The sequence below is a fragment of the Nocardiopsis sp. CNT312 genome (assembly GCF_000515115.1).
GTDB lineage: Bacteria > Actinomycetota > Actinomycetes > Streptosporangiales > Streptosporangiaceae > Nocardiopsis.
This window is the reverse complement of sequence record NZ_KI911536.1, coordinates 26,597-51,707: the sequence shown is the minus strand read 5'-3', so window position 1 is coordinate 51,707 and position 25,111 is coordinate 26,597. Positions and strand designations below refer to the sequence as shown.

The 25,111-nt window shown below is 72.8% G+C and carries 16 protein-coding genes and 1 pseudogene; 2 read left to right on the top strand and 15 right to left on the bottom strand.

What is annotated here, in order from left to right:
• Positions 1–12 precede the first annotated feature (12 nt).
• On the bottom strand, positions 13–2,223 hold the full coding sequence (locus tag B042_RS0117155; RefSeq protein WP_028649345.1) for an MMPL family transporter: 2,211 nt from the start codon (positions 2,221–2,223) through the stop codon (positions 13–15).
• Positions 2,224–2,599: 376 nt separating this feature from the next.
• Between B042_RS0117155 and B042_RS0117150 the strand changes: the two genes are divergently transcribed.
• Positions 2,600–3,709: a neutral zinc metallopeptidase gene (locus tag B042_RS0117150; protein ID WP_231494133.1), complete on the top strand. Its 1,110-nt coding sequence runs from the start codon at positions 2,600–2,602 to the stop codon at positions 3,707–3,709.
• Here the strand turns inward: B042_RS0117150 and B042_RS0117145 are convergent.
• The 12 genes and pseudogenes from B042_RS0117145 to B042_RS23690 all read right to left on the bottom strand — a co-directional run bounded on the left by B042_RS0117145 (position 3,679) and on the right by B042_RS23690 (position 20,128).
• Positions 3,679–5,115, bottom strand: a complete 1,437-nt coding sequence (locus B042_RS0117145) for an FAD-dependent oxidoreductase (RefSeq protein WP_028649343.1) — start codon at positions 5,113–5,115, stop codon at positions 3,679–3,681. The two genes, B042_RS0117150 and B042_RS0117145, sit on opposite strands and share 31 nt — an antisense overlap.
• A gap of 99 nt (positions 5,116–5,214) precedes the next feature.
• Positions 5,215–7,140 (bottom strand): 1-deoxy-D-xylulose-5-phosphate synthase, encoded by a 1,926-nt coding sequence (gene dxs / locus B042_RS0117140; protein WP_028649342.1) that lies wholly within the window; start codon positions 7,138–7,140, stop codon positions 5,215–5,217.
• A 355-nt stretch (positions 7,141–7,495) separates the two neighbouring features.
• Complete coding sequence (locus B042_RS0117135; protein ID WP_028649341.1) at positions 7,496–8,266, bottom strand: sulfite exporter TauE/SafE family protein; 771 nt, start codon at positions 8,264–8,266, stop codon at positions 7,496–7,498.
• A 135-nt stretch (positions 8,267–8,401) separates the two neighbouring features.
• A complete protein-coding gene (locus B042_RS0117130; RefSeq protein WP_028649340.1) occupies positions 8,402–9,676 on the bottom strand; it encodes a sugar ABC transporter permease in 1,275 nt (424 codons plus the stop codon).
• Positions 9,676–10,473, bottom strand: a complete 798-nt coding sequence (locus B042_RS0117125) for an ATP-binding cassette domain-containing protein (protein WP_028649339.1) — start codon at positions 10,471–10,473, stop codon at positions 9,676–9,678. Before B042_RS0117125 ends, B042_RS0117130 begins: the two co-directional genes overlap by 1 nt.
• Positions 10,474–10,563: 90 nt before the next feature.
• On the bottom strand, positions 10,564–11,712 hold the full coding sequence (locus tag B042_RS0117120) for a substrate-binding domain-containing protein (protein ID WP_028649338.1): 1,149 nt from the start codon (positions 11,710–11,712) through the stop codon (positions 10,564–10,566).
• A gap of 264 nt (positions 11,713–11,976) precedes the next feature.
• Positions 11,977–13,152 (bottom strand): ROK family transcriptional regulator, encoded by a 1,176-nt coding sequence (locus B042_RS0117115; RefSeq protein ID WP_028649337.1) that lies wholly within the window; start codon positions 13,150–13,152, stop codon positions 11,977–11,979.
• Between the two features lie 118 nt (positions 13,153–13,270).
• The gene (locus B042_RS0117110) at positions 13,271–13,921 is read right to left on the bottom strand and encodes a potassium channel family protein (RefSeq protein WP_051415764.1); all 651 of its coding nucleotides are present in this window, start codon (positions 13,919–13,921) and stop codon (positions 13,271–13,273) included.
• A gap of 88 nt (positions 13,922–14,009) precedes the next feature.
• Positions 14,010–15,671 (bottom strand): serine/threonine-protein kinase, encoded by a 1,662-nt coding sequence (locus B042_RS24500; RefSeq protein ID WP_051415763.1) that lies wholly within the window; start codon positions 15,669–15,671, stop codon positions 14,010–14,012.
• A gap of 44 nt (positions 15,672–15,715) precedes the next feature.
• Positions 15,716–16,009: a hypothetical protein gene (locus B042_RS0117100; protein WP_028649335.1), complete on the bottom strand. Its 294-nt coding sequence runs from the start codon at positions 16,007–16,009 to the stop codon at positions 15,716–15,718.
• A gap of 140 nt (positions 16,010–16,149) precedes the next feature.
• Complete coding sequence (gene acnA, locus B042_RS0117095; protein ID WP_028649334.1) at positions 16,150–18,864, bottom strand: aconitate hydratase AcnA; 2,715 nt, start codon at positions 18,862–18,864, stop codon at positions 16,150–16,152.
• A 366-nt stretch (positions 18,865–19,230) separates the two neighbouring features.
• Positions 19,231–20,128 (bottom strand): annotated as a pseudogene (locus B042_RS23690) (LLM class flavin-dependent oxidoreductase).
• A 162-nt stretch (positions 20,129–20,290) separates the two neighbouring features.
• On the opposite strand from B042_RS23690, the gene B042_RS23685 reads away from it, so the two are divergent.
• Entirely contained in the window at positions 20,291–21,397 is a 1,107-nt protein-coding gene (locus tag B042_RS23685) for a DMT family transporter (protein WP_231494132.1), read from the top strand.
• Between the two features lie 38 nt (positions 21,398–21,435).
• Here B042_RS23685 and B042_RS0117080 read toward each other — a convergent pair whose 3' ends face one another.
• Positions 21,436–23,175, bottom strand: a complete 1,740-nt coding sequence (locus B042_RS0117080) for an ABC transporter ATP-binding protein (protein ID WP_051415784.1) — start codon at positions 23,173–23,175, stop codon at positions 21,436–21,438.
• Positions 23,176–23,282: 107 nt separating this feature from the next.
• Entirely contained in the window at positions 23,283–25,040 is a 1,758-nt protein-coding gene (locus tag B042_RS0117075) for an ABC transporter ATP-binding protein (protein ID WP_028649331.1), read from the bottom strand.
• Positions 25,041–25,111: the final 71 nt, after the last annotated feature.

Genomic DNA, 25,111 nt, shown 5'->3' with positions numbered 1-25,111 from the left:
GCACGGGCGGCGCTACACCCGCTCGGGTGTCCTCCGGGACGCCTCCGGAACGGAAGCCCCCTCCTCCCCGCCCTCGGAGATGCCCACCCGGTCGTGCAGCCAGCGCAGGGGGCGGGGGAGCCACCAGTTGAGCCGACCCAGCAGCCGCATGGCCGCGGGCACCATCACCGCACGGACCAGGGTGGCGTCCACGAAGACCGCCATCGCCAGGCCGATACCGATGATCTTGAGGAACAGCAGGTCGGAGACACCCATCGCCAGGAGCACGACCACCAGCAGCAGTGCCGCGCTCGTGATGATCCGCCCGGTGCGCTGCAGCCCCACCGCCACCGAACGGGTGTTGTCACCGCTGCGCAGGTACTCCTCACGGACCCGGCTGAGCAGGAACAGTTCGTAGTCCATCGCCAGGCCGAAGGCCACGACCGTGATCAGCACCAGGTAGGTCGGGTCGATCGTGCCCACGGCCTCAAAGCCCAGCAGCGCCGAGAGCGCCCCCTCCTGGAAGGCCCAGATCACCACGCCGAGTGAGGCCCCCAGCGACAGCGCGCCCATGAGCACAGCCTTCACCGGCAGCACGACGGAGCCGAAGGCCAGGAACAGCAGGACCAGCGTGGCGGCGGCCACGAAGCCCACTGTGGCCGGGATCGCCTCGACGATGGCCGCCACGTTGTCGGCCTGCATTGCGGCGGCACCGCCCACCAGCACCTCCTCGGCGCCCTCTGGCGGTTCCTCCGAACGCACGTCCTCGACCAGGTCGGCGGTCTCCGGAGCGTCGGCCTCCCCCTCGTAGGCGAGGACCACGTGCGCGATCCCCTCGCCGGTGCGTTCCACCGCCGCCCGCTGCACCTCGGGCGCCAGGTCCGCCAGACGCGCGGTGTACTCCTGGAGGTCCTCGTCGTCGGCCTCGCCGACGACCGCGATGTCGAGGCGGCCGGTGTCCCCGCCGGGAAAGTCGTCGGCGAGCGCCTCGGTGGCGATCCGGCTGGAGGAGTCCTCAGGCAGGTAGCGCTGGTCGGTCGGGCCCAGCCGGGTGTCCGACAGGCCGAACCCGAACGCCACCAGCACACCGCCGACGAGCAGCAGCGAGACCACGGGGAAGCGCATCACGGTACGGGCGGCGCGCTCCCAGCCGCCGACCGCCCCGGGGGCCGGGCGCGGACGCAGGCGCGGCAGCGGCAGACGCAGCCGGTCGATACGCCTTCCGGTGACCGACAGCAGCGCGGGCAGGAAGACCACCGCGGCGAGGAGGTCGAACACGACCACGGCGATGCCGCCCCAGCCGATGGACTTGAGGATGGGCTGGGGAAAGAACAGGAGCCCGGCGAAGGCGATACCGACGGTGATGCCGGAGAAGGCCACGGTGCGGCCGGCGGTGTCCACGGTGCGGGCGACGGCGTCGCGGACCGGCTGTCCGCGATCGAGTTCCTCGCGGAAGCGGCTGACCATGAACAGGCCGTAGTCGATGGCCAGCCCCAGGCCGAGGATGGTGGCGACGTTGACGGCGAACACCGACACCTCGGTGACGTGGGTGAGGGCGCGCAGCAGGGTGAGGGAGCCGAGGATGGCCAGCCCTCCCACGGCGAGGGGCATCAGGCCGGCGACGAGCCCGCCGAAGATGACGACCAGGAGCAGGAGCAGGACCGGGAGGGTGACGAGTTCGGCGCGCACGACGTCGGCCTCGGCACTCTCTGACAGTTCGCTTTCGATCGCCACGGAGCCGCCCAGGCGGGTCTCCAGGGAGCCCGACTCCAGGATCTCGGCGACGTCGCCGTACTGGTGGAGGCGCTCGGCGTGGGACCCGCCGGCCAGGGTGACGGGAACGTAGGTGGCCTGGGCGTCCTCGGAGACGAGCATGCCCCGCCCCGCCTCACCCAGATCGGCGTCGAGGTAGGTGTCGTAGTCGGCGACCAGGTCCTCGGGCAGGTCGCCGGTGACGCTCTCGACCGCGTCCGCGAAGTCGGGGTCGGTCACCTCCAGCTCGTCGCTGCGGAAGACAGCGACGAGGTCGGCCCCGTCGTGACCGAGTCCGTCCTCCAGCAGGCGTGTGGCGCGGTAGGACTCCGACCCCGGGTCCTCGAAACCGCTGTCGCCGACGTCGGAGAAGACCCCCGAGCCCCAGACGGCCGAGAAGGCGGCGAAGAGCACGGTGGCCGCCAGCACCCACCACCGCCGCCGGTGGACGGCGTCCCCCAGCCGTCCGAAGAGCCCCGTGTGTGCCGGCATCCGACGCCCCCCTCAGTGCAGCGGTGGACCGCGCGGCCGGTGTTGGCCGAACGTGCGACGGTTACGCTACCCGCGCGTAGGGGGGGCTGATGCGTCTTATCGCCGCATCAGTGTCATACCGGAAGTATCGCGCGGTGAAACCGCAGTTCACGTGGCTGGGAGCCGACCGGAGACCCGGACCCCAAAGGCGGACTGTGCGCGATACCACACTTTCGGCGAGCATGCCGGCGGGATCCCGCGCGTGCTCTGCGCCCCACATGCCCCCTGAGCACCAGACGCTCCCGAACAGACCCCATACTGGAGTTTCGTCATGTTCGCCGGATTCACGGATTCGGCCCCCAGCGCGCACCACGCACGAGAGCGAGGACGACCCCCCGTGGAGAACCCACCCGGTGAGCGGACCGGGAGCGAGGACCCCCCGCCCGAGCGGACCGGCCCCTGGGTAGCGCCCGGATCGGCCCCCGCGCCCCGGGGCCTCCCCGCGGCTCCCCCGCCCTTTCCCGTGCCCCCGCCCCCTCCTCCCCCGCAGAGGCCCGCGACCGGCCCCTGGCCCCCGCCCTCCAGCCCCTGGCCCCCGCCCTACCACCAGGGGTGGGCGCCGCAGCCGGGGTGGCCCCCACCGCGCCCGCGGCGCAGCGGTGCCAGGAACGTCCTGTTCAGCACGGCCGTCGCCCTGACGGTCGCGGGGGCGGCGCTCGCCGCCAGCGTCGTGGTCCTGGTCAGCACCCCGCGCGAGGACCCCCCCACCGGCGGAGCCGACCTGGCCCTGTACTACGACCGGAACCTGACCGGCGTCCCCGAGCCCGCCACCGTCGACCTCGTCGACCACCCCCTGTACTCGGCTCCGATGCCGACCGGCGCCGCCTGCGAGCTGCCCGACCTGGACGTGGACTCGGACGCGTCCTGGCTGGAGTTCGCCGAGGTCACCGGGGAGTGCCTGGACACCCTGTGGGCACCGGTCCTCAACGGCCTCGGCCTCTTCCCGGAGGCTCCCGAGGTCGGCGTCAGCGGAAGCGCCCCCGGATCGGTCCCCATCGATCCGGACGCCTACGTCCTCGGCTACTACGAGCCCGATCCCCTGCGCATCACGTTGGTGCTGCCCAGCGTCCGCGCGGTCGACGCGGGCGTCCCCCCGCAGGATCGCGAGCTGATCTGGTTCGCGCTGATGGCGCACGAGTACGGCCACCACGTCCAGAACGCGGCCGGCATGTTCGAGCTCACCCACGCCTCGGGCGGCGCGGACTCCGACCAGGAGATGCTGCGGCGCTCCGAACTGCAGGCGGAGTGCCTGGCGGGGGCGGGGATGCGCGCAATCACCGGAGACGAGGACGCCCTGCGGGCGGTCAACACCTACCTCAACGGCGGCGGCGACCTCGACAGCCACGGAAGCGCGGCGAACCGTTCCCACTGGTTCGAGCGGGGGTGGTCCCAGGAGACCGTCGACGGCTGCAACACCTACGACGCGGAGTCCTCCCGGGTCTCCTGAGCCCCGCCCCGCTCGATCACGCCGCGGTAGGCCCGCCAGCCGTGCAGCTTGACGCGCTCGCCGCGGCCGAGCCGCTCGGCCTGCTCCGCCTCCGCGGCGTCGATGCGCAGCCAGTCACCGTAGCCGCTGTGGGCGAGGCCGCGCTCGTCCAGGACCCGTTCCAGGGGCACGGGCTCGGGCAGCGCGTCGCACAGGCCGGGGGCGTCCTCCAGCAGGGATCGCACGGTCGCGGCGGCGTCGGACTTGTTGGTGCCGATCACGCCGGTGGCACCCCGTTTGGCCCATCCGGCCACGTAGTCTCCGAGCACGGGCCGCCCCTCGGGCCCCAGCACACGCCCCGCCTCCTGCGGAACGGTGCGCTCCACCGGGTCGAAGGGCACGTCCGGCAGAGGGGCTCCCGCGTAGCCCACCGAGCGCAGCACCATGCCCACCGCCAGGTCCTCCCCCGTGCCGGTGCCCACCAGGCGGCCGTCGGCGTCCATCCGGGTGTGCTCCACCCGCACGCCCCGGACCCGGTCGGAGCCCAGGACCTCCTGCGGCCTGGCCCAGAAGTGCAGGCGCAGGCGGCGGGGCAGCCCACGCGGGGGGCGGCCGGCCTGCCGCGAGAGCAGGCGCAGGTTGGTGCGGGCGGCGCGCGCCACCCGGCTCAGCTCCGGGGGGCCGCCACCGATACGGGCCGGGTCGATGTCGACCTGACCGGGGTCCACCAGCACGTCCGCCCCAGGAAGCGCGAGCAGGTCACGCAGTTCGGGTGCGGTGAACTTCGCCTGGAGGGGACCGCGCCGGGACAGCAGATGGACGGTGCGCACACGGCTGGCGGCGAGGGCCTCCAGCACGGGCTGGGGGATGTCGGTGTGCCGGAGTTCGTCGGAGGTCTTGAGCAGGACCCGGGCCACGTCGAGGGCGACGTTACCCGCGCCGACCACGGCGACCTCCTCCGAGTCCAGGACGAACCGTTCCAGTTCGCTGTCGGGGTGGCCGCAGTACCAGTTCACGAAGTCGGTAGCGGCGACACTGCCGGGCAGGTCCTCCCCCGGCACACCCATCCGACGGTCCACGGAGGCCCCGGTGGCGTAGACGACGGCGTGGTGGGAGCGGGCCAGGTCCTCGCGGGTGAGGTCGGATCCGAACTCGACGCCACCGACGAAGCGCACGTGCGGGTGCTCCAGGACCGTGCGCAGCACCCGCGCCACCCCCTTGATCCTGGTGTGGTCGGGGGCGACCCCGTAGCGCACCAGGCCGTAGGGGGTGGGCAGGCGGTCCATGACGTCCACCCGGACGGGGACGCGGTGCTGGCGGGTGAGGGCGTCGGCGGCGTAGACGCCCGCCGGGCCGGAGCCGATGACGGCCACCCGGAGCGGTCCTGCCGCCTCGGTGCGCTGCTGTTCGGGGTCGGGAGAGGTCATGGACCCATTCTCGCAGCACCGGGGGCGGTCGGCTCCGGGTACGCGCGGAGGGGGCCCCTGCGGCGACCCTGCGCGCGTACCCGTGCCCGCCGGAGCGGGTCAGGCCTTCTCGTCGGCCAGTTCCCGGCCTCCGGTGCCCTCGGTGTGGCGGGAGACGGTCTCGGTGAGCTTGCGGGCCAGCTCCTGGGGGGTCAGGCCCTGCTGCTGGAGGATGCGGTCGCGCTTGGCGTGGTCGAGGAACTCCTGCTCGATGCCGAACGTGCGGACGGGCACGTCGACGCCGTGGTCACGCAACAGCCGGGCCACGGCGTCGCCGACACCCCCGGTGCGGCCGTTGTCCTCCACCACGGCCACCACGCTGTGCCGGGCGGCCTCCTCGACCAGGGCCCGGTCCAGGGGCTTGACCCACAGGGGGTCGACGACGGTGACGCCGATGCCCTGGGCGGCCATCCGGTCGGCGACCTCGCATGCCGTCTGGGCCATGGAGCCGACGCCGACGATGAGCAGGTCCGCGGCGCGGTCGCCGCCGGTGCCCGCGCGGAGCAGGTCCATGGAGCCGACCCTGCCGACGGCGTCGAGGTGCTCGGCGACCGCGCCCTTGGGGTAGCGCACGACCGTGGGGGCGTCCTCGACCGCGACGGCCTCGCGCAGCAGCGTGCGCAGGCGCTCGGCGTCGCGCGGCGCGGCCAGGCGCAGGCCCGGCACCACCTGGAGGATCGACATGTCCCACATGCCGTTGTGGCTGGGGCCGTCGTTGCCCGTCACACCGGCGCGGTCCAGACAGAAGGTGACCCCCTGCCGGTGCAGGGCGGCGTCCATGAGCACCTGGTCGAAGCACCGGTTGAGGAACGTGGCGTAGACGGCCACGACGGGGTGCAGGCCGTTCATGGCCATGCCGGTCGCGGACGTGGCGGCGTGCTGTTCGGCGATGCCGACGTCGAAGACGCGGTCGGGATAGGCCTCGGCGAACTTGTGGAGGCCGGTGGGGTGCAGCATGGCCGCGGTGATGGCGACGACGTCCTCGCGCTCGGCACCGAGTTCGACCATGGCGTCGGCGAAGACCGAGGTCCACTTGACGGCCTTGGACCCGGGCTTGGCCAGGCCGGTGTCGATGTCGAAAGGACCGGGGGCGTGGAACTGGTCCTCTTCGTGGTTCTCGGCCGGCGCGTAGCCCTTGCCCTTCTGGGTGATGCAGTGGACGATCACCGGGCCGCCGAAGTCGCGGGCGCGGCGCAGCGCCTTCTCCAGTGCGGGTTCGTCGTGGCCGTCGACGGGGCCGAGGTACTTCAGGCCCAGGTCCTCGAACATCATCTGCGGCTGGATGGCGTCCTTGACGCCCTTCTTGAGACCGTGGAGGGCCTCGTAGAGAGGCTGGCCGACGACGGGGGTCCGGTTGAGCGTGCTCTTGGCCAGGTCGAGGGCCTGCTCGTAGCCGGGGGCCAACCGCAGGGAGGCCAGGTGGTCGGCGATGCCGCCCCTGGTGGGCGAGTAGGAGCGGCCGTTGTCGTTGACGACGACGACCAGGCGCCGGTTGCGCTTGTCGGCGATGTTGTTGAGCGCCTCCCAGGCCATGCCGCCGGTGAGGGCGCCGTCCCCGATCACCGCGACCACGGTGCGGTCGTCGCGGCCCCGCACCTCGTTGGCCTTGGCCATGCCGTCGGCGTAGGACAGGGCGGTGGAGGCGTGCGAGTTCTCGATGAAGTCGTGCTCGGACTCGGCGCGGGAGGGGTACCCGGACAGGCCGCCCTCGGACTTGAGCGCGCTGAAGTCGTGGCGCCCGGTGAGGATCTTGTGCGTGTAGGCCTGGTGCCCGGTGTCGAACAGGATGGGGTCCTTGGGCGAGTCGAACACCCGGTGTAGCGCGATGGTCAGCTCGACGACCCCGAGGCTGGGGCCGAGGTGACCGCCGGTCTGGGAGCAGGAGTCGATCAGGAAGTCCCTGATCTCCCGCGCCAGCGCCGGAAGGCGGTCGGCCGGAAGCCGCTTGAGGGCCTCCGGGTCGTTCATCGACTCGAACAGTGCCACCGTCTCGTCAGTCCCCTCGTCCAGCGTGTCGGTCAACCCCACCGTATCCGGCGTCTGGCCTGTCCGGAGGTGGCTACCGACAAGTACACATACTTGAGTCTATGGTCCGATGCCCTCGGGTCGTACCCGGTTCTCCCAGGAGCTGTCTTTGAACGCAGTGCCGCATCGCAGGGGGCTGCTAGGGCGCCCACGGGGCTGGCGCAGGTGCCGGAGGCGGGTTCGCGAGGAACGGGTGCACCCGCCGCAGGGGCCGAAGGCTCCCGTTTCACGGGTGTCCGGGCACGAACCCGGGCAAGGGCCGCGCCGCCAGGCGTCCGTTGAGGGCGGTGGCGGTCGGAGGTTCAAAAAACACGGCCTAGCCCAGGGCTGCGTGGACCAGCAGTCCGGTCGCCGAGACCGTGACCGCGGCCAGCATCACGACTCGCAGCCTGGCGGCGTCGACCCTCCGTCGGACGACGTTGCCCAGGACGAACCCGGCGCCCACGCAGGGGATGGCGCTCAGGCCCACCAGTGCGGTGCGGGTATCGATCTGCCCGCCCAGGCCCAGTGCGCACAGCGAGACCGTGATCCCGAACAGGAAGAACGCCGCCAGGGTGGCCCGCACCCGTTCGGGCGGCTCGTACTGGTAGAGCAGGGCCATCGGCGGACCGCCCACCGAGGTGGAGGTCCCCGCGAACCCGGACAGGCATCCGGCGACCATGCTGGAGACGGGGGTGATCCGCACGCGGAAGGACCACACCGACAGCACCACCGCGACGAGCACCATGGCCCCGACCGCGGCGGCCAGCGCACGGGGGTCGAGGACGGCGACCACCCAGGCCCCCAGCGCAGTCCCCGGGATCCGGGCCGGGAGCCCCCACGCCACACCGCCCCAGTCCACGTGCCGCCATTCCTGGAGGAGCGTGAGCATGGGCAGCAGTGCGGCGGCGATGAGCATCGCCCCGGGCATGAGCGTGGGGTCGAGGAAGGTGATGATCGGCGCGGCGACCAGGCCCAGGCCCACGCCGACGGTGCTCTGCACCATCGCGCCGACCAGGACGGCGGTCCCGGCGACGGCGATGAAGATCCACGGGTCGGCCGCTCCGAGCAGGCTGGACGCGCTGGGCTGGAGGAGATCTGTGTACATAACGCGCCGAAGCTATATGTCGACCCAACCGGTAGGGATTCGGAGATAGGCGGACCTACATCCGTCTCCGCGTGCGGCCCGAGGCGGCGGGAGGGGCCCTCCCGCCGCCCGAGCACGGCCGTCCCTCGGCCCGGGTCAGGCGCCGCCCCGGGCATGGGTCTTCCTGCCGCGGCGCGACGCCGCGTCCAGGATGACCGCCACCAGCAGCACCGCGGCGGTGATCATGAATCGGACCGAGGTGTCCATCTGCAGGAGCAGCAGCCCGGAGGAGATCGCGCCCAGGACCAGGCCGCCCAGCAGGGCGGAATAGGCGTTGCCCCGTCCGCCGAAGAGGCTGGTGCCGCCGATGACCGCGGCGGCGATGGCCATCATCAGCTCCTCACCGGCGCCGGTGGACACGCTCGCCGCGAAGTTGCGCGAGACGAGCATGATCCCGCCGAGGGAGGCCAGGGCGGAGGCGATGGCGAAGACCGACACGCGGATGAGGTCCACGTTGATGCCGGCGCGCCGGGCTGCCTCGGCGTTGCCGCCGACCGCGTAGACCATGCGGCCGTAGCGGGTTTTGCGCAGCACCAGGTCCAGCGAGACCACGAAGCCGACGAAGATGAGGAAGGCCAGCGGCACGCCCTTGTACTGGTTGAGCACCCACGCGCCGCCCGCCAGCGGCAGGGCCAGCAGGAGAGTGCGCAGGGCCACCTCCGGAGCCTTCTTGCAGGGGAGCCCGGCCCTGCGGCGCTTGGCCTCGGCGGCCAGGACCGACACCAGGTAGCAGGCCAGGGCGATCGCGACGACGCCCCAGCCCACGAGCGGGACGAAGTAGGTCTGGGTGAGCAGGGCGATCGGCCCGTTGGGGCTGGTGTTGATCGAGCCGTCCTGGCCCATGAGGAACAGGTGCAGTCCCTGCCACCCCAGGAGCCCGGCGAGTGTGACGACGAAGGCCGGGACGCCGACCTTGGCGAAGATCACCCCGTGCAGCAGGCCCACGAGCAGGCCCGCGACGACGGCGATGAGGATGGCCAGCCACTCGTTGACGCCGTAGCGCACCGCGAGCACGCCGAGGACGCCCGCGGACAGGCCCGCGACCGAGCCGACGGACAGGTCGATCTCGCCCAGCAGCAGCACCATGATCACACCGGTGGTCATGAGGCCGATGGCGGCGATCTGCACGGTCAGGTTGGACAGGTTCTGCGGGGACAGGAACCGGTCGTTCATCGACTGGAAGACGACGGCGATGAGGATCAGCCCGACGATGACGGGAAGCGGGCCGAGCTCACCCCCGCGCAGGTTGCGCTTGAGGGCTTGGAGCCACCCCCGCGGGGAGGCGGCGGTGGTGAGCAGCCGGGGGTCGGCCGGTGCCGGTGCCGTGCTCGTGTCGGGGGCCTCGCTGGTGAGGTGTGTCTGCTGGGTCATCAGTGGTCCTTCGTGGCCGCGGCCGGGGTGTCGGCGCGCTCGGAGCGACGGGTGACCGGGTTGTCGGCGGCCCCGGTGATGGCGGCCACGATCTCCTCGTAGCTGGTCTCCGCGATGGGGAAGTCCCCGGCGTTGCGGCCCAGCCGCAGCACCACGGCGCGGTCGGCGACCGCGCGCACATCGGCCATGTTGTGGCTGATCAGCACGACGCCCAGGCCCTGGTCGCGCAGGCGCTCGATGAGGTCGAGGACCTGCGCGGTCTGGGCGACGCCGAGCGCGGCGGTGGGCTCGTCGAGCATGACCACGCGCGGCTGGCCCAGCAGCGAGCGGGCGATGGCGATGATCTGGCGCTGGCCGCCGGAGAGGGAGGCGACGGGCACCCGCAGGCTGGGGATCCGCACCGAGAGCGAGTCGAGCAGTTCCCTCGCCCGGCTCTCCATGGCGACCTCGTCGAGAGTGCCGGGGAAGTGCAGTTCCTCGTTGCCGAGGAACAGGTTGGCGACGATGTCCAGGTTGTCGCACAGGGCGAGGTCCTGGTAGATCGTGGCGATACCGAGCCGCTGGGCGTCGGAGGGAGAGTCGATGGAGACCGGCTCGCCCTCCCAGGAGATGGTCCCGCCGCTGTCGGCGGCGTGGGCGCCGGCGATGACCTTGACGAGAGTGGACTTGCCGGCGCCGTTGTCGCCGAGCAGGGCGACGACCTCTCCGGGCGCGACGTGGAAGTCGACCTCGCTCAGCGCCCGGACGGCTCCGAAGGTCTTGGAGATCCCGGACAGTTCCAGGACGGGTGTGCTCATCGTGTTCGTGTCTCTTTCCTCGCCCCGCGGTGGCGGGGGCGGGCCGGGGTGTCCGGCCCGCCCCCGCCACCGGAACGTCTCACCTGGTCCTTACAGGTTTTCCTGGCAGAAGCCGGTGTCGGCGTAGTCGTCGGTGCAGATCTCCTCAAGGGTGTAGAACCCGTCGGCGACGACCGTGTCGAGGATGTCGTCCTCGGTGACGGAGATGGGGGCGAGCAGGATCGAGGGCACGCTCTCGCCGTCGGCGTCCTCCACGTCGGTGAGGGAGTACTCCCCGGCGTCGAGGTCAGTGCCGGTGGCCAGGGCCACGGCCATCTTCGCGGCGATCTCGGCCTCGGGACGGATCGCCTTGTAGACGGTCATGTACTGCTCTCCGGCGATGATGCGCTGGATGCCGTGCAGTTCGGCGTCCTGGCCGGTGACGGGCGGCAGGTCCTCGGTGGCCACGCCCGCGCTGCGCAGCGCGGAGATGATGCCCGATGCCATGCCGTCGTTGGCGGAGTAGACGCCGATGATCTCGTCGACGCCCAAGGAGGTGATGGCACCCTCCATCTGGCTGTTGGCCTCGTCGGGCGACCAGTCGGGGGTGTCGAACTCCTGGCCGATCTCGACCTGGCCGTCGAGGACGGAGTGGGCGCCCGCCTTGAAGCTGGCGGCGTTGGGGTCGGTCGGCGAACCGTTGATCATGACGATCTGGCCGTCGCCGGCCGTGCCCTCCTCCTCCAGGGCCGCCAGGAGGGCCTCGCCCTGGACCTCGCCGACGCGGACGTTGTCGAAGGACACGTACATGTCCGCGCCGCCCTGGGCGAGGCGGTCGTAGGCGACCACCGGCACGCCCTGGGACTGGGCCTCGTTGATGGTGCCGGCCGCAGCCTCGGCGTCGACCGCGCCGAGGACGAGGACGTCGACACCGTCGGTCAGCATGGCCTGGGCCTGGGTCTGCTGCTGGTCGACGTCCTGGTCGGCGTTGGCGTAGGAGAGTTCGCACTCGGGGCACAGCTCGGCCAGGGCCTCTTCGAAGAAGGGGCGGTCGAAGGCCTCGTAGCGCGCGGTCTGGAGCTCGGGCAGCAGGAGGCCGACCTTGAAGCCCTCGTCGACACTGTGGGCCTCCTGCTCTCCCGCCACGTCCTCATCGGAGGTGGTGAGGGAGGAGCAGCCGGAGGCGAGGAGGGCGAACGCGGCGGTCGCCGCGGCCAGGCCGACAGCGGCCGTCCGTGGGGTGGGGCGTCGTGTGCGCAACGCGGATACCTCTCTGACGGGGGGATGAGTGATCGGGGCCACTCGTGAATGTTGTGCAGAAGTAGACCCCGCCAACAGCTTGCCGTCAACTCCTGAACACATAACCGAAACATTACAAGAGATGCCTTCAAGCTTTGAAGGAAATATATGCGCAGGTCAGAGCCATAGAAGCCCCCTGGGGGGATATGTGCAGACTAAGGGAGCGAACGGACTATGAACGCCCAGTTAAGCGCCCCTGACCTGGACGATCGCCGCGCACACCCGTCAGGGCGCGCTGCGCACCGCCGTCCACAGGGCGCCGTACAGGGACGCGTCGCGTCCCAGCGCCCCCGCGGAGAGGCTGAGCCGGTCCAGGGCACTGCCCAGTGATCCCAGCTCCATCGACCGGCGCATCGGTTCCAGCAGCAGTTCCCCCGCCTCGGCCAGCGGACCCCCCACGGTCACCCGGTCGGGGTTGAAGAGGTTGGCGACGATCGCCACCCCCTGGCCCAGGGCGGTCCCCGCCTCCGCGACGATCCTCCGGCTCCCGGGGTCGCCCCCGCGCGCGGCGGCGACGACGTCGGACATCCGCGGACCGCTCCCGGAGCGGTCCGCCCCGAAGTCCTGGGGCAGCATCCCCAGCAGGTAGCGGGCGCCCACGAAGGTCTCCAGGCAGCCCCTGTTGCCGCACCGGCACACCGGTCCGCGCGGATCCAGGGCGATGTGGCCGATCTCCCCGGCGGTCCCGCCCGCGCCCGGGAACGGCTCGCCGGACAGGACGATGCCCGCTCCCACCCCCTCCCCGATGACCAGGTGGATCAGGTGCTCGGCACCCGCACCCGCGCCGAGGCGCTGCTCGGCCAGTGCCGCGAGGTTGGCGTCGTTCTCGGCCCGCACCGGCGCCCCGAGCCGCTCGGCGAGCACCTCCGCGGGCCGAAAGCCCGCCCACCGGGGCAGGCACGAGATCGGACCGACCTCCCCGGTCGCGGGGTCGACGGGTCCGGGCACCGAGGCCACCACGGCCGACACCGTGCCCGCGTCGATGCGTGCGCCCTGGAGGGTGGTCTCGGCCAGCCACGCCGCCCGGCGGACCCCGCGGCCGGGGTCGGCCGCCACGTCGTAGTCGATCTGCTCGCGCGCCACGAGGTTGCCCTCGCTGTCACCGACCCCGACGCCGAGGCGGTCCACCTCGAAGTCGATGGCCAGGACCGTGCCCGGCGGGCGCAGGAGCGTGACCCCCCGCGCACGACGGCCGTTGGAGGCGGTGTCGCGCACCGACACCGTGCCGGCGGCGCGCAGCCCGCGCACGATGTTGGACACGCTGGCGGCGGACAGGCCGGTCACCCTGGCCAGTTCGGCCTGGGTACACGTCCCCTGTCGGCGCAGCACGTCCACGACACGGCGCTCGTTGGCCCGGCGCAGCGCGGACTGGGACCCGGGCGTCACTGCGGTGTCGGTCACCCGGCTCCCCCTCGTGCTCGGTTGGCCTGTCGGCGCTTCGACGCCACTGAAAGGCATGTTACAAGGCTTGAAGGCAAGGCGGTACGCGAGTCCGGGGCGGTCGGGAGGGGGCGGGAATTCAAGCCCGGTCGCCGCCGTGCCCGGTGTAGATCCCGACCAGGCGCGCGATGACGGTGGTGAGGAAGAGCGTTCCGATCACCGCCTCCAGCGTGGCCAGCGAGCGCATCCACGGGCCCACGGGGACGATGTCTCCGTAGCCCAGCGTGGCCAGCGTGACGTAGGAGTAGTACATCAACTGCTGCCAGGCCAGCGCCTGCCCCGAGGTGCTGGTGAAGCTGCCGGGAGCGAGGAACTCCACGACGGCGAACACGGACGCGAACAGCCCGCCGATCAGCAGGTAGACGCTGATCGCGGCCAGGATCAGGTCCAGGCTGCGGGCCGATCCGCGGCGGTAGACGAACTTGATCAGCGAGTACATCACCATGACCTGGAAGGCCGCCACGCTGGCGTGCTGTCCGGTCACAGCGACGGGGTGCTCGGGGTCCACGGCCACCCACACCGCGAACAGGGCGAACACGGTGCCGATGCCCAGCACCGGCAGGACGCGGTCGCGCTCCTCGTGGACCACCCGCAGCCCGAAGGCGATCATCCCGGTGTACAGCAGCAGGTACAGCACCAGCCACGTCTGGCTGTACTGGGAGACCGGGTACCCGAATTGCAGGGCGACCACGAACAGGAGGAACAGCCTCAGGTTCGCCCCTCGCCTCACCGTCGCCCCCAGCCGCTCCTCGTGTCCGTGCGCCGCTCCACGATGATGCGCGCACAGCACCGCCCCGGTCAGCGCGACACTCCGGCGGCTACCAGTGGCCGGTCGCGGGACCGTAGGCGGGGGGCGGGGGGCCGCCCCAGCCGCGCCGCTGCCGCAGCAGGGCCCGCATGGCGGGCAGCGCGCCGTAGAGCGCGGCCGCGTACCCGGCGCCGACCGGCCCGGGGCTCGCCTCGACCTGGTTCCACAGGCCGCCGATCCACCGCATGAGCTCGGGGTCCTCCCCTGGATCGGGCAGCACCATCAGTTCGGGATGGAGGAGGAAGACGAGGATGAGCGCGGGGTCGACCTCGGCGCGTGTGGGGCCCGCGCCGGGCGGGCCCTGGACGACACGCCCGTAGAACTCCACACCGGCGCGCTCGGCACGGTCGAGGTCGTCGGCGAGCCGGAGCAGGTCGCCGGGTCCGTCACTGTGGTGGGCGTCCAGGACCCGCAGTACGGTCGGGCGGGCCAGCAGCGCCATCTCGTTGGCTCTGGGGGCCCCGGTGAACAGCGGGTGCGCGCTGCGGAACAGGTCGCCGAGCTCGGCGAGCGTGACCTCCTGCCCGCGGAAGAGCGGCGGCAGGTCCGGTCGCAGCCGGGCCACGAAGGAGGCGATCGCCAGGTTGACGTCGTTGGCCTCAGGACCGAAGAGGGCCGGTTCCGGGTCGGCGCCGCCGAGGGCCTTGGCGACCCACGCCCCCAGGGCAGCGCGTTCGCCGTGGTCGCTGAAGAGGCGGATCGCGGCGGTCCAGTCCCGCTGCACCGCCTCCGCCAGGGCACGCGGGTCGGTGAAGACGCCACCGTTGAACCGGTAGGGAACCCCTGTCAGGACCGGTTCCGGAGCCGGTGCGGCGGCGGGTTCGGGGGCCGCCGCCTGGACGTGTGTGGTGTCGACCGCCGCGGAGGAGCCGTCCGCGGGCATGGTGACCAGGAGGTTGAGCAGCGCGGTCGCGTCCGGCCTGCGGTCGGGGTCCTTCTCCAGGCAGGAGAGGACGATGTCGCGCAGTCCGCCCGAGAGCGGCCCGAGCTCGGGTTCGGCGCTCAGGATGCGCATGATGCGGGAGGCCTGGGTGGGGCCGGGGAAGGCCTGGCGCCCGCTGGCGGCGTAGACCATGACCGCACCCCAGGCGAAGATGTCCACGGCGGTGGTGAGCCGGTTGCCCTCCAACTGTTCGGGGGCCATGTACCCGATGGTGCCCACCAGGCCGCTGGCGGTCACCGCAGAGGACTCCACGGCCTTGGCGATGCCGAAGTCGATCACCCGCGGCCCGTCCGGGGCCAGCATGATGTTCTCCGGCTTCAGGTCCCGGTGCACCACCCCCGCGGCGTGGATCGCCGCCAGCGCCGTGGCCGTGGACACCGCCAGCCGGTGCAGGTCGGCACCGGTGCGCGGCCCGTCCTTGGCCACCGCGGCGTGCAGCGTAGGGCCGTCGATGAACTCCGTGGCGATCCACGGCTGGGCCGCCTCCGGGTCGGCGTCCAGGATCGAGGCGATGCAGAACCCGCTCACTTTGCGCGCCTGGTCCACCTCGGCGGTGAACCGGCGGCGCGTCTCCTCGTCGCCGGAGAAAGTGGCGTGCAGCAGCTTGACCGCCGCAGGGGACCCGTCGGGGGCCTGGCAGAGGAACACCTCTCCGAAGCCGCCCCTGCCCAGTGGCCGGACCACCCGGTAGCCACCGATCGTCTCCCGGCCGTTCGCGGAGTCGTTCACAGACCTGCCGCCCCTCACTTCGCTCGCTCGTGTGCCTTCACCCGTCAGCGCGTGTCCGACGCGCGGCGGTGGTCGCCCCTCTGGATCCGCCGCACGAGGCCGCCGGCGGGAGTGCCGTACCCCGTGGCCGCCCACACGCTCTTCCGCGCGGGCACCTCATAGTAGGGAACACCGCGCCCGACGTGCTCGTCGGTCGGCACGGTGGGACGGGCCCGCTTGCGCGCGGCCGCGGCGCGCTCCCGCCACAGGGGCACGCGGACGCTCCGGTCTCCGCCGGACTCCCGCCACTGGACCTGCCGGGTGTCGGTGCCGTGCAGCGGGTTGGCCCAGCCACGCACGGTCGCCTTTCGGGGCCCGGAAGGCCCGGGGGCCGGTTTCGGTCCAAGAGGGACGGGGCCGCCACCGTCGGTCGGACGGTGGCGGCCCCGCGGTATCCGCGCGGCGCGCCTGGTGGGCGCGGGCGGAGTCCTGTGGGCGACTACTTCGCGGTGAGCTGGCGCAGCACGTACTGCAGGATGCCGCCGTTGCGGTAGTAGTCGGCCTCGCCGGGGGTGTCGATGCGCACCACGGCGTCGAACTCGACGCCGGTGTCGGTGGCCACCTTCACCGTGCTCGGGGTACGGCCCTCGTTCAGCTCGGTCACGCCGGTAATGGAGAAGGTCTCCTCACCGGTCAGGCCGAGGGAGTCCGCGGACTGGCCCTCGGGGAACTGTAGGGGCAGCACGCCCATGCCGATCAGGTTGGAGCGGTGGATGCGCTCGTAGGACTCGGTGATGACGGCGCGCACGCCCAGCAGGCGGGTGCCCTTGGCCGCCCAGTCGCGCGAGGAGCCCGAACCGTACTCCTTTCCGCCCAGGACGACCAGTGGGGTCTCCTGCGCGGCGTAGTTCTGCGCGGCGTCGTAGATGAAGGAGACCGGGGCGTCGGACTGGGTGAAGTCGCGGGTGTAGCCGCCCTCGGTGCCCGGCGCGAGCTGGTTGCGCAGGCGGATGTTGGCGAACGTGCCGCGGATCATCACCTCGTGGTTGCCGCGGCGGGAGCCGTAGGAGTTGAAGTCCCTGCGCTCGACGCCGTTGGCCTTGAGGTACTCGGCCGCCGGGGTGCCCGGCTTGATGGCACCGGCCGGGGAGATGTGGTCGGTGGTGACCGAGTCGCCCAGTTTGGCCAGGACGCGGGCCCCGGTGATGTCGGTGACCGGGGCCGGGGTGGCGGCCATGCCCTCGAAGTAGGGGGGCTTGCGGACGTAGGTGGACCCGCCCTCCCACTCGAAGGTGTTGCCGGTGGGCGTGGGCAGCGAGCGCCAGCGCTCGTCGCCGGCGAAGACGTCGGCGTAGGCGCTCTCGTACATGTCGGAGGCGATCGCGGCGTCCATGACCTCCTGGATCTCCTCGGCGGAGGGCCAGATGTCGGCCAGGTGGACCGGCGTGCCGTCCTTGCCGACGCCCAGGGGTTCGGTGGTGATGTCCACGTCGAGGGACCCGACCAGGGCGTAGGCGACCACCAGCGGCGGCGAGGCCAGGTAGTTCATCTTCACGTCCGGGTTGATCCGGCCCTCGAAGTTGCGGTTGCCGGACAGGACCGAGGTGACCGCGAGGTCGTTGTCCTGGACGGCCTTGGAGATCTCCTCCGGAAGCGGGCCGGAGTTGCCGATGCAGGTGGTGCAGCCGTAGCCGACCAGGTTGAAGCCCAGCTTGTCCAGGTACGGGGTCAGGCCGGAGCGCTCGTAGTAGTCGGTGACGACCTTGGACCCGGGGGCCATGGAGGTCTTGACCCACGGCTTGCGGGACAGGCCCTTCTCCACCGCCTTCTTGGCCAGCAGGGCGGCGCCGAGCATGACCGAGGGGTTGGAGGTGTTGGTGCAGGAGGTGATCGCGGCGATCACGACGGCGCCGTGGTCGATCTCGGTCTCGGTGCCGTCGGCCATGGTGACCTTGACCGGGCGGGACGGGCGGCCGTCCGCGCTCTGGGCCGGGGCGTCGGAGGCCGGGAAGGACTCCTCGCCCGCCTCGTCGTCGGCGACGTAGTTCTGGACGTCGTGGCGCCAGGTCGGCTTGGCCTCCGACAGGGCGATGCGGTCCTGCGGGCGCTTGGGGCCGGCGATGGACGGGACGACCCGGCCCAGGTCCAGCTCCAGGTACTCGGAGTACTGGGGCTCCGCGGACGGGTCGTGCCAGAAGCCGTTGGCCTTGGCGTAGGCCTCGGTCAGGGCGACCTGCTCGGCGGAGCGGCCGGTGAGCTTCATGTACCGGATGGTCTCGTCGTCGATCGGGAAGATCGCGGCGGTGGAGCCGAACTCCGGGCTCATGTTGCCGATGGTGGCGCGGTTGGCCAGCGGCACGGAGGAGACGCCCTCGCCGTAGAACTCGACGAACTTGCCGACCACGCCGTGCTCGCGGAGCATCTCGGTGATGGTGAGCACCAGGTCGGTGGCGGTGGTGCCGGGCGCGAGCTGACCGGAGAGCTTGAAGCCGACCACGCGCGGGATGAGCATGGAGATCGGCTGGCCGAGCATGGCGGCCTCGGCCTCGATGCCGCCCACGCCCCAGCCCAGGATGCCCAGGCCGTTCTGCATGGTGGTGTGCGAGTCGGTGCCGACGCAGGTGTCGGGGTAGGCCTGGCCGCCACGGCTCATGGTGACGCGCGCCAGGTGCTCGATGTTGGCCTGGTGCACGATGCCGGTGCCGGGCGGGACGACCTTGAACTCGTCGAAGGCGGTCTGGCCCCAGCGCAGGAACTTGTAGCGCTCGTAGTTGCGCTCGTACTCGATCTCGACGTTGCGCTCGAAGGCGTCGGGGCGGCCGAAGAGGTCGACGACGACGGAGTGGTCGATGACCAGCTCGGCCGGGGCCAGCGGGTTGATCTTGTCGGGGTCGCCGCCCATGTCGCGTACGGCCTCGCGCATGGTGGCGAGGTCGACGACGCAGGGGACGCCGGTGAAGTCCTGCATGATCACCCGGGCGGGGGTGAACTGGATCTCCTGGTTGGGCTGGGCCTTCGGGTCCCACTGGCCCAGGGCGCGGATGTGGTCCGCCGTGACGTTGGCGCCGTCCTCGGTGCGCAGGAGGTTCTCCAGCAGCACCTTCAGGCTGTAGGGAAGCCGGTCGGCGCCCTCAACGGACTCCAACCGGAAGATCTCGTACGACTCGTCGCCAACGCGCAACGTGTCACGGGCGCCGAAGCTGTTCGCGGACACGGTGTCTGCCTCCTGTATCTCGCCACTGTGTTCCCGGCCTCTCGGCCGTAGGCCTGGTGCAGGGCCTGCCGGGACGGCCCCGACCGGGGCCCGGAGGGCCACGGGCCGCCCTCCACCGCCTCCGGTCGCTCCGCAGGGCCGACGATGACCCGCGGCGACACCACGCGCCGCCGACCGTCAGCCCCGCGGGGCGTCCGCCGGGGCCCGGGCGTGGGCAAGCGGTCGCGCGTCCACACACCCGAACCCTGAGCGGACCGGGGGGAACCCCGCTGTTATCTTGATGTCAAGGTATCCAACTCATATCTCGATATCAAGTTATCGGGTGGCCTCCCGGCCTCCCGCGCCGCCCCCCTCCGAACGCCTCCCTCAACCGAGCTGTGGCACGATCCTCGCGGCCACCAGTTCCAGGTGGTCGAGGTCGGCCATGTCCAGAGCCTGAAGGTAGATCCGGTCGGCCCTGGCCGAGACCTCCGCCCCGTTTCCGCCCGCGCACAGCACCTGTGCCGCCGAGTAGACCACGGGTGCCTCCCTTCCGGCGGCGCGCACCGCCGTACGGGTGCGCTCGAACGCGGCCGTGCTCTCCTCCAGCGAGGCGAACGGCACGGTGTACTCGTCGGCGAACCGCGCGGCCAGACGGGGAGCGCGCCTTTTCCCCCGCCGCCGATCAGCACCGGCGGGCGCGGCGCCTGCGCCGGTTGGGGCAGCGCGGGCCCCTCCTCCAGACGGTAGTACCCGCCCTCGTAGCGGAACGACCCGCCCTCCGGTGTCTCCCAGAGCCCGGTGACGATCTCCACCTGCTCCTCGTAGCGGCCGAAGCGCTCGCGCAGACTGGGGCAGGCGACCCCGTACCCGGCGTGCTCGGCCTCGTACCAGCCCGTACCGAATCCGAACCCCACGCGCCCGCCGCTCATCCGGTCGACCTGGGCGACGGTGATGGCGAGGGGGCCGGGCAGGCGGAAGGTCGCGGCACTCATGAGTGTGTCCAGGCGGGTCCGGGAGGTCTCCCGCGCCAGTGCCGCGAGGGCGACCCATGCGTCGGTGGGACCGGGCGGTCCGGCGGCGCGGCCGCCCATGTGCGGGTCGTGGCCGGAACGGACGCACGGAGCAAGCGACTACCCAACCCCCACTCAGGAAGTTCCTTGTTCCCAGCGGAACAGGGCGTCCAAGCCCAGGTCCTCCGCCGCCCGGGCGATGGCGAGCTGGTCCCGGCCCCCTGCCGGGGCCCGATGAAGATCCTCAGACGTAGGAGCTTATCTTCGCGCACCGCTGCCGCACGCCAGCACCCGGACCGCGGCCCGCGGACCGCGTCCAGCGAAGCCCGATTCACCCCTTTATGTCCTAGAATCACGCAGGTGAGTGGCCACTGGCACCGCGTGCGCCCGTCACCGGCCCACCACCCCCGATGACGGAGAGGAGAGACGCGACAGTGTCGACGACGCCCACCGCCCCCGCGCCCCGGCGCGGCCTCGCCCGGGGCCCCCTGCCCGTCCTGGGCGCCGCCCTGCTGTGGGGCACTACCGGAACAGCGGCCTCCTTCGCCCCCGCCGGGGCCCACCCCGCCGCCATCGGCTCCGCCGGGCTGGCCGTGGGCGGCCTGCTGCTCCTGTTCACCGGGCGCGGCTACCCGGCCCTGCTCCACGGTGCCGACCGCCGCACCCGCGGAGCGCTCGCCCTGGGAGCCCTGGCGGTCGCCGGATACCCGCTGGCCTTCTATCCGGCGGTCGCGCAGGCGGGGGTGGCGGTGGCCACCGTGATCACCCTGGGGTCGGCACCCGTGTTCGCCGGCCTCCTCGCCTGGCTGTCCGAAGGCGTGCGCCCCGGGTGCCGGTGGAGCGCGGCCACCCTCGCCGCGGTCGCCGGATGCACACTCCTCGTCCTCGGCGCAGAGGGCGGGGACGGTGCACGGACCGTGGACACCTCCGGCGTGCTCCTCGCCCTCGCCGCGGGTGCCTCCTACGCCCTGTACGCGGTGGTCTCCGCAGCACAGATCCGGCGCGGCCACCCCTCCGGCGCGGTCATGGGCGTACTGTTCGCCGGCGGGGGCCTGGTCACGGCCCCCGTGGTCCTGGCCCTGGATCCGGTGTGGCTGGCCACGGGGCGCGGCGCGGCGGTCGCCCTCTACCTGGCGCTCTTCACCGTCTTCCTGGCCTACACGCTCTTCGGAGTCGGGCTGCGGCACACCCCCGCGGCGACGGCCACCACACTGAGCCTGGCCGAGCCCGCCGTGGCCGCGCTCCTGGGGGTGTCCGTGGTCGGCGAGCGCCTCTCCCCCGCCGCCTGGACGGGGATGGCCGTCCTCGCGCTGGGTCTGGCCGTCCTGCGGACTCCCTCGGGACGGCGGCCGGGGCGGACGCGCCGCAATCACCGCACGGAGGCGGGCACACGGGCACCGCCCGCGCCCCGGGCCGGGGCTGACACGCCGCCCCCGGGACACCCACCCGCGACGCCGCCACCACAGGGCGCCCGATCCGGGAGCGCGCTCGCCGCGAGCCCGGGCATCGCGGGGCATCCTTCCTATTCCCAGCTCGGCTGACGGGCGGCCGAGCGCACGGTGGGCGCCCTCGGCCGTGCTCAGACAGACGCATTCCAGTGCCCCGCCAGGTCCCGGTAGAGCGGTGAGCTGCGGAGCAGGGCCCCGTGCGTGCCCAGCGCCGTACCCGCTCCGTCCAAGACGAGGATCCGATCTGCCCGCAGCGCCGACGACAGCCGGTGCGCGATGACGATCAGCGTCGTACCGGGCCGTGCCGCCAGTGCCTCCTCCGCGTGCGCCTCGGCGACCGGGTCCATGTGGCAGGTGGATTCGTCCAGGATGAGCAGTGGCGCCCGGGACACGTAGGCCCGGCCCAGACAGAGCGCCTGCCGCTCCCCGGCGGAGAGCGCCCCTGGGTCCACCTCAGCCGCCAGGCCGCCGAGGCGGTCCACCAGCGGCCCGAGGCGCAGTGCCGCCACCGCCCCGGCGAGGCGGTCGTCCCCGGCCCCGGGCTCCAACTGGGCGAGGTTCTCCCGGACCGATCCGGCGAAGACGTAGCCCCGCTGGGGAAGGAGGACCCGTTCCCGTGCCAGTTCGCGAGGGGAGCGCCCGGCGACCGGGCGGCCCGCCAGGCGCACGTCGCCTTCGTCGGGGGGGTGCAGCCCGGACAGCACGTGCGCCAGCGTGGACTTGCCGATCCCGCTCGGTCCGACGACCGCGATGCGCTCCCCCGCCTCCACCGAGAGGTCGAGCCCCTCCACCAGGGGGCGCGTCCCCGCCCCGTAGGACACCCGCACCCCGCGGCACCACACCGCCGGGACCCCCTCCGGAGCGGGAGGGGTGGCCAACACGGGGCCGTCGGCCTCCTCGTGGGGGACGCCTCCCCCGTCGGCACCGTCCGCTTCCGCGGACACAAACCGGTCGAGGACCACCACGAGCCGACTGCCAGCGGCACCCACCGCGGTCATCATCGTCTGGAGCGCCGGCATCAGGGACTGCACGAGATAGGCCAGGGCACCCATGAGGGCCCCAGTCGTGACGCCCTGGTCGAGCAGCCACGGCGTGGCCACGAGCAGCAGGACGACGGGGAGCTGCCCCGCCGTACCGAGCGCCAGCGTCCTCACGGCCGCCCAGCGGGCCAGGGACCGGGTCGACGCGGCGGCGTCGTCGACCAGGGGCCCGGCCCGCTGGGCCGCGGCGTCCGTGGCACCGCAGGCCACCAGGTCACGCAACTGGCCGCGCAGGGCTCCCGCACGTTCGGTGAACGCCTCGTCGGCGTCCAGGAACCGGCGCTGCGCCGCCGCCATGGGCGCGAGCGTGCAAAGGAAGAGCGCCAGGCCTACCAGCATGGGCGGTACCACGACCAGCAGCAGTTCGGGGGCCAGGGCGAGCATCCCCACGAGCGCCCCCGCCGCGGTGAACAGGAAGGACCGCACCGTCAGGACCAGCCCTGCGAAGCTGTCCCGGGCGATCTCCGTCTGCTGGGTGAGCCGCGAGACCGCGGCCCGCTCCACCCTCGCCGCACGCGCCGGATCGGCCACGGCCCGGCGCAGGGCCTGTCCGACCGCACGCCGTACGAGCCCGTCCCGCAGCGGCTCCACCAAGGCGGAGAGCTGGCCGAACACGCCGCGCAGCACGGGGCCCGCCAGGAGGATCGAGCCCGCGGCGACGGCGAGCCACGCCAGGCCCGTGGCGGTCCGCCCCGCCAGGAAGCCCTGGTCCAGGGCGCGTGCCAAGCAGATCCCGACCAGGAAGGTCTGAACGGACTCCACCAGCGACCAGGCGCCCAGCCTCAGCAGCACGCGCCTGTGGCGCCACAGGAAGGGGCGGGCGTGCGGCACCAGAGCGCGCAGCGAACCCCGGCGGTGGTCCGGCCGCGGACTCGGACGGCCCCGCCCGGGCCGTGCCGGGGGCCGGCCGGTCGCCTCGTCCACCACCGTCCCGGGCCTCACCGCTCCTCCCGGTGGCCTGAGGCGTCGGTGCGGCCGAAGGCCGCGCGGTAGTCGGGGTCCCGCCACAGTTCGGCGTGTGTGCGAACGGCCCGGACACGGCCGTCCTCCAGCCACACCACCAGGTCCGCGCGGGCCGCGGTGGAGAGCCGGTGGGCGATCACCAGACGGGTGCCGGGGCGGACCTCGTGCGCCAGCGCCCGGTCCACCTGACGTTCGGTCGCCGTGTCGAGGCTGGAGGTGGCGTCGTCCAGGATCATCAGGCGTCCCGCGTGGGCGAACGCCCGCGCCAGCCCCAGCCTTTGCAGCTCCCCGCCGGAGAGCGGCGCCTCCTCCAGCGGCGTGGCGTATCCCAGGGGAAGCGCCCGCACGAAGCCGTCGGCCCCGGCCGCCCGTGCGGCCGACCGCACTCCTTCGTCCGGAGCGGTCCGGGCCCCAGCGGCGATGGCGTCCGCGATGGTGGCGCCCTGGAGCTCGGGGCGCTCGAACGCGTACACGACCTCCCGGCGGAGCACGTCGGCGGCCACGGTGTCGAGGGGCACGCCGTCCAGGCAGACCTCGCCCTCGTCGGGGGCGAGAAGCCGTCCGGCGACGGCTCCCAGCGTCGACTTGCCCGAGCCGGAGCGCCCCACGACGGCCACCGTCCGGCCGCCGGGCACCCGCAGGTCGACCCCCCGAAGCACCCACACGCCGTCGGTGTTTACCCCGACGCCGCGCAGTTCCAGCGTTCCGGGGCCCGCCGGGGGAAGCTGTGCCCGCCCGTGGGCCAGCGGGGGAACCGCCAGGAGCGCGCCCACCCGGCGGGCCGCCGTCCGGCCCCGGACCAGCGCTGCGAGGGGGCCGGCCACCGACCCCAGCCCCGCGGCCAGCGCGGCGTAGCGCGACACCGCCAGCAGATCGCCGACACTGATCCTCCCGTGCGCCAGACCGACGCCGCCGACGGCGAGCACGGCGGTGATGAGCAGGGGCATGAGCACTCCGCTGCGCGCCATCGCCGAACCGTGTACCGACCACATGCGCCGTCCCTCGACGCCGAGATCGGCCAGGGGGCTCAGGACGCGGGCGCGCTCGTCCTCCAGTGTCCCGGCCGCGGCGATGGCGCGTGCCCCGCCCAGAGCGTCCGTCAGCCGGGTCGCGATCAGGGACTGCACCCGCTGGTAGCGGGAGACGGTGTCGGAGGAGTGGCGTGCGAAGGAGCGCAGAAGCAGTCCCAGGACGGGCAGCCCTAGGACGAAGGCGAGCCCGGTCCACGGGTCGATCACGAACAGCGCCACCAGGGCTCCGACCGGGGCGAGCACCGCGGCGACGATCTGCGCCGCCCCGGCCGGGGCGGCCCCGGCCTCGGTGGCGTGCGCCGAGAGCCGCGTCGCGACGTCTCCGTTAGAGAACCGGCTCACGTCCCGGGGCGCGGCGGCCAGCAGCCGCCGGACCGCCCGCAGCCGCAGCCAGGCGGTGGAGCGCGCGCCGACCGTGCCCGACAGCAGGGCGACGGCCGCGTCCAGCCCGACCTCGGCGGCAGTCAGGACCACGACCGCGGCCAGAGCCCGTCCGGCGTCGGGGTGCCCCTCCAGGAGCAGGTCGAGGGTGAGGCCGAGCAGGGCGGGCAGGGCGAGTGAGGCCGCCGCCGCGGCGGCCGCGCACAGCAGGATCCCCGCGGTCCGCCCGGCACTGGCCCGGACCATGCGGGTGAGCAGGGCGTCCGCGGACCGGGCGGCGCCGCCGTCGGCAGTACCGTCGCGCGGGCGGGTGGGCACCATCCGGGCCGCCTTCCTGCGTGGCTCGTGGCGGAGCCCGGCGGCGCCCAGGGGCACCGCCGGGCCGGAGGAGG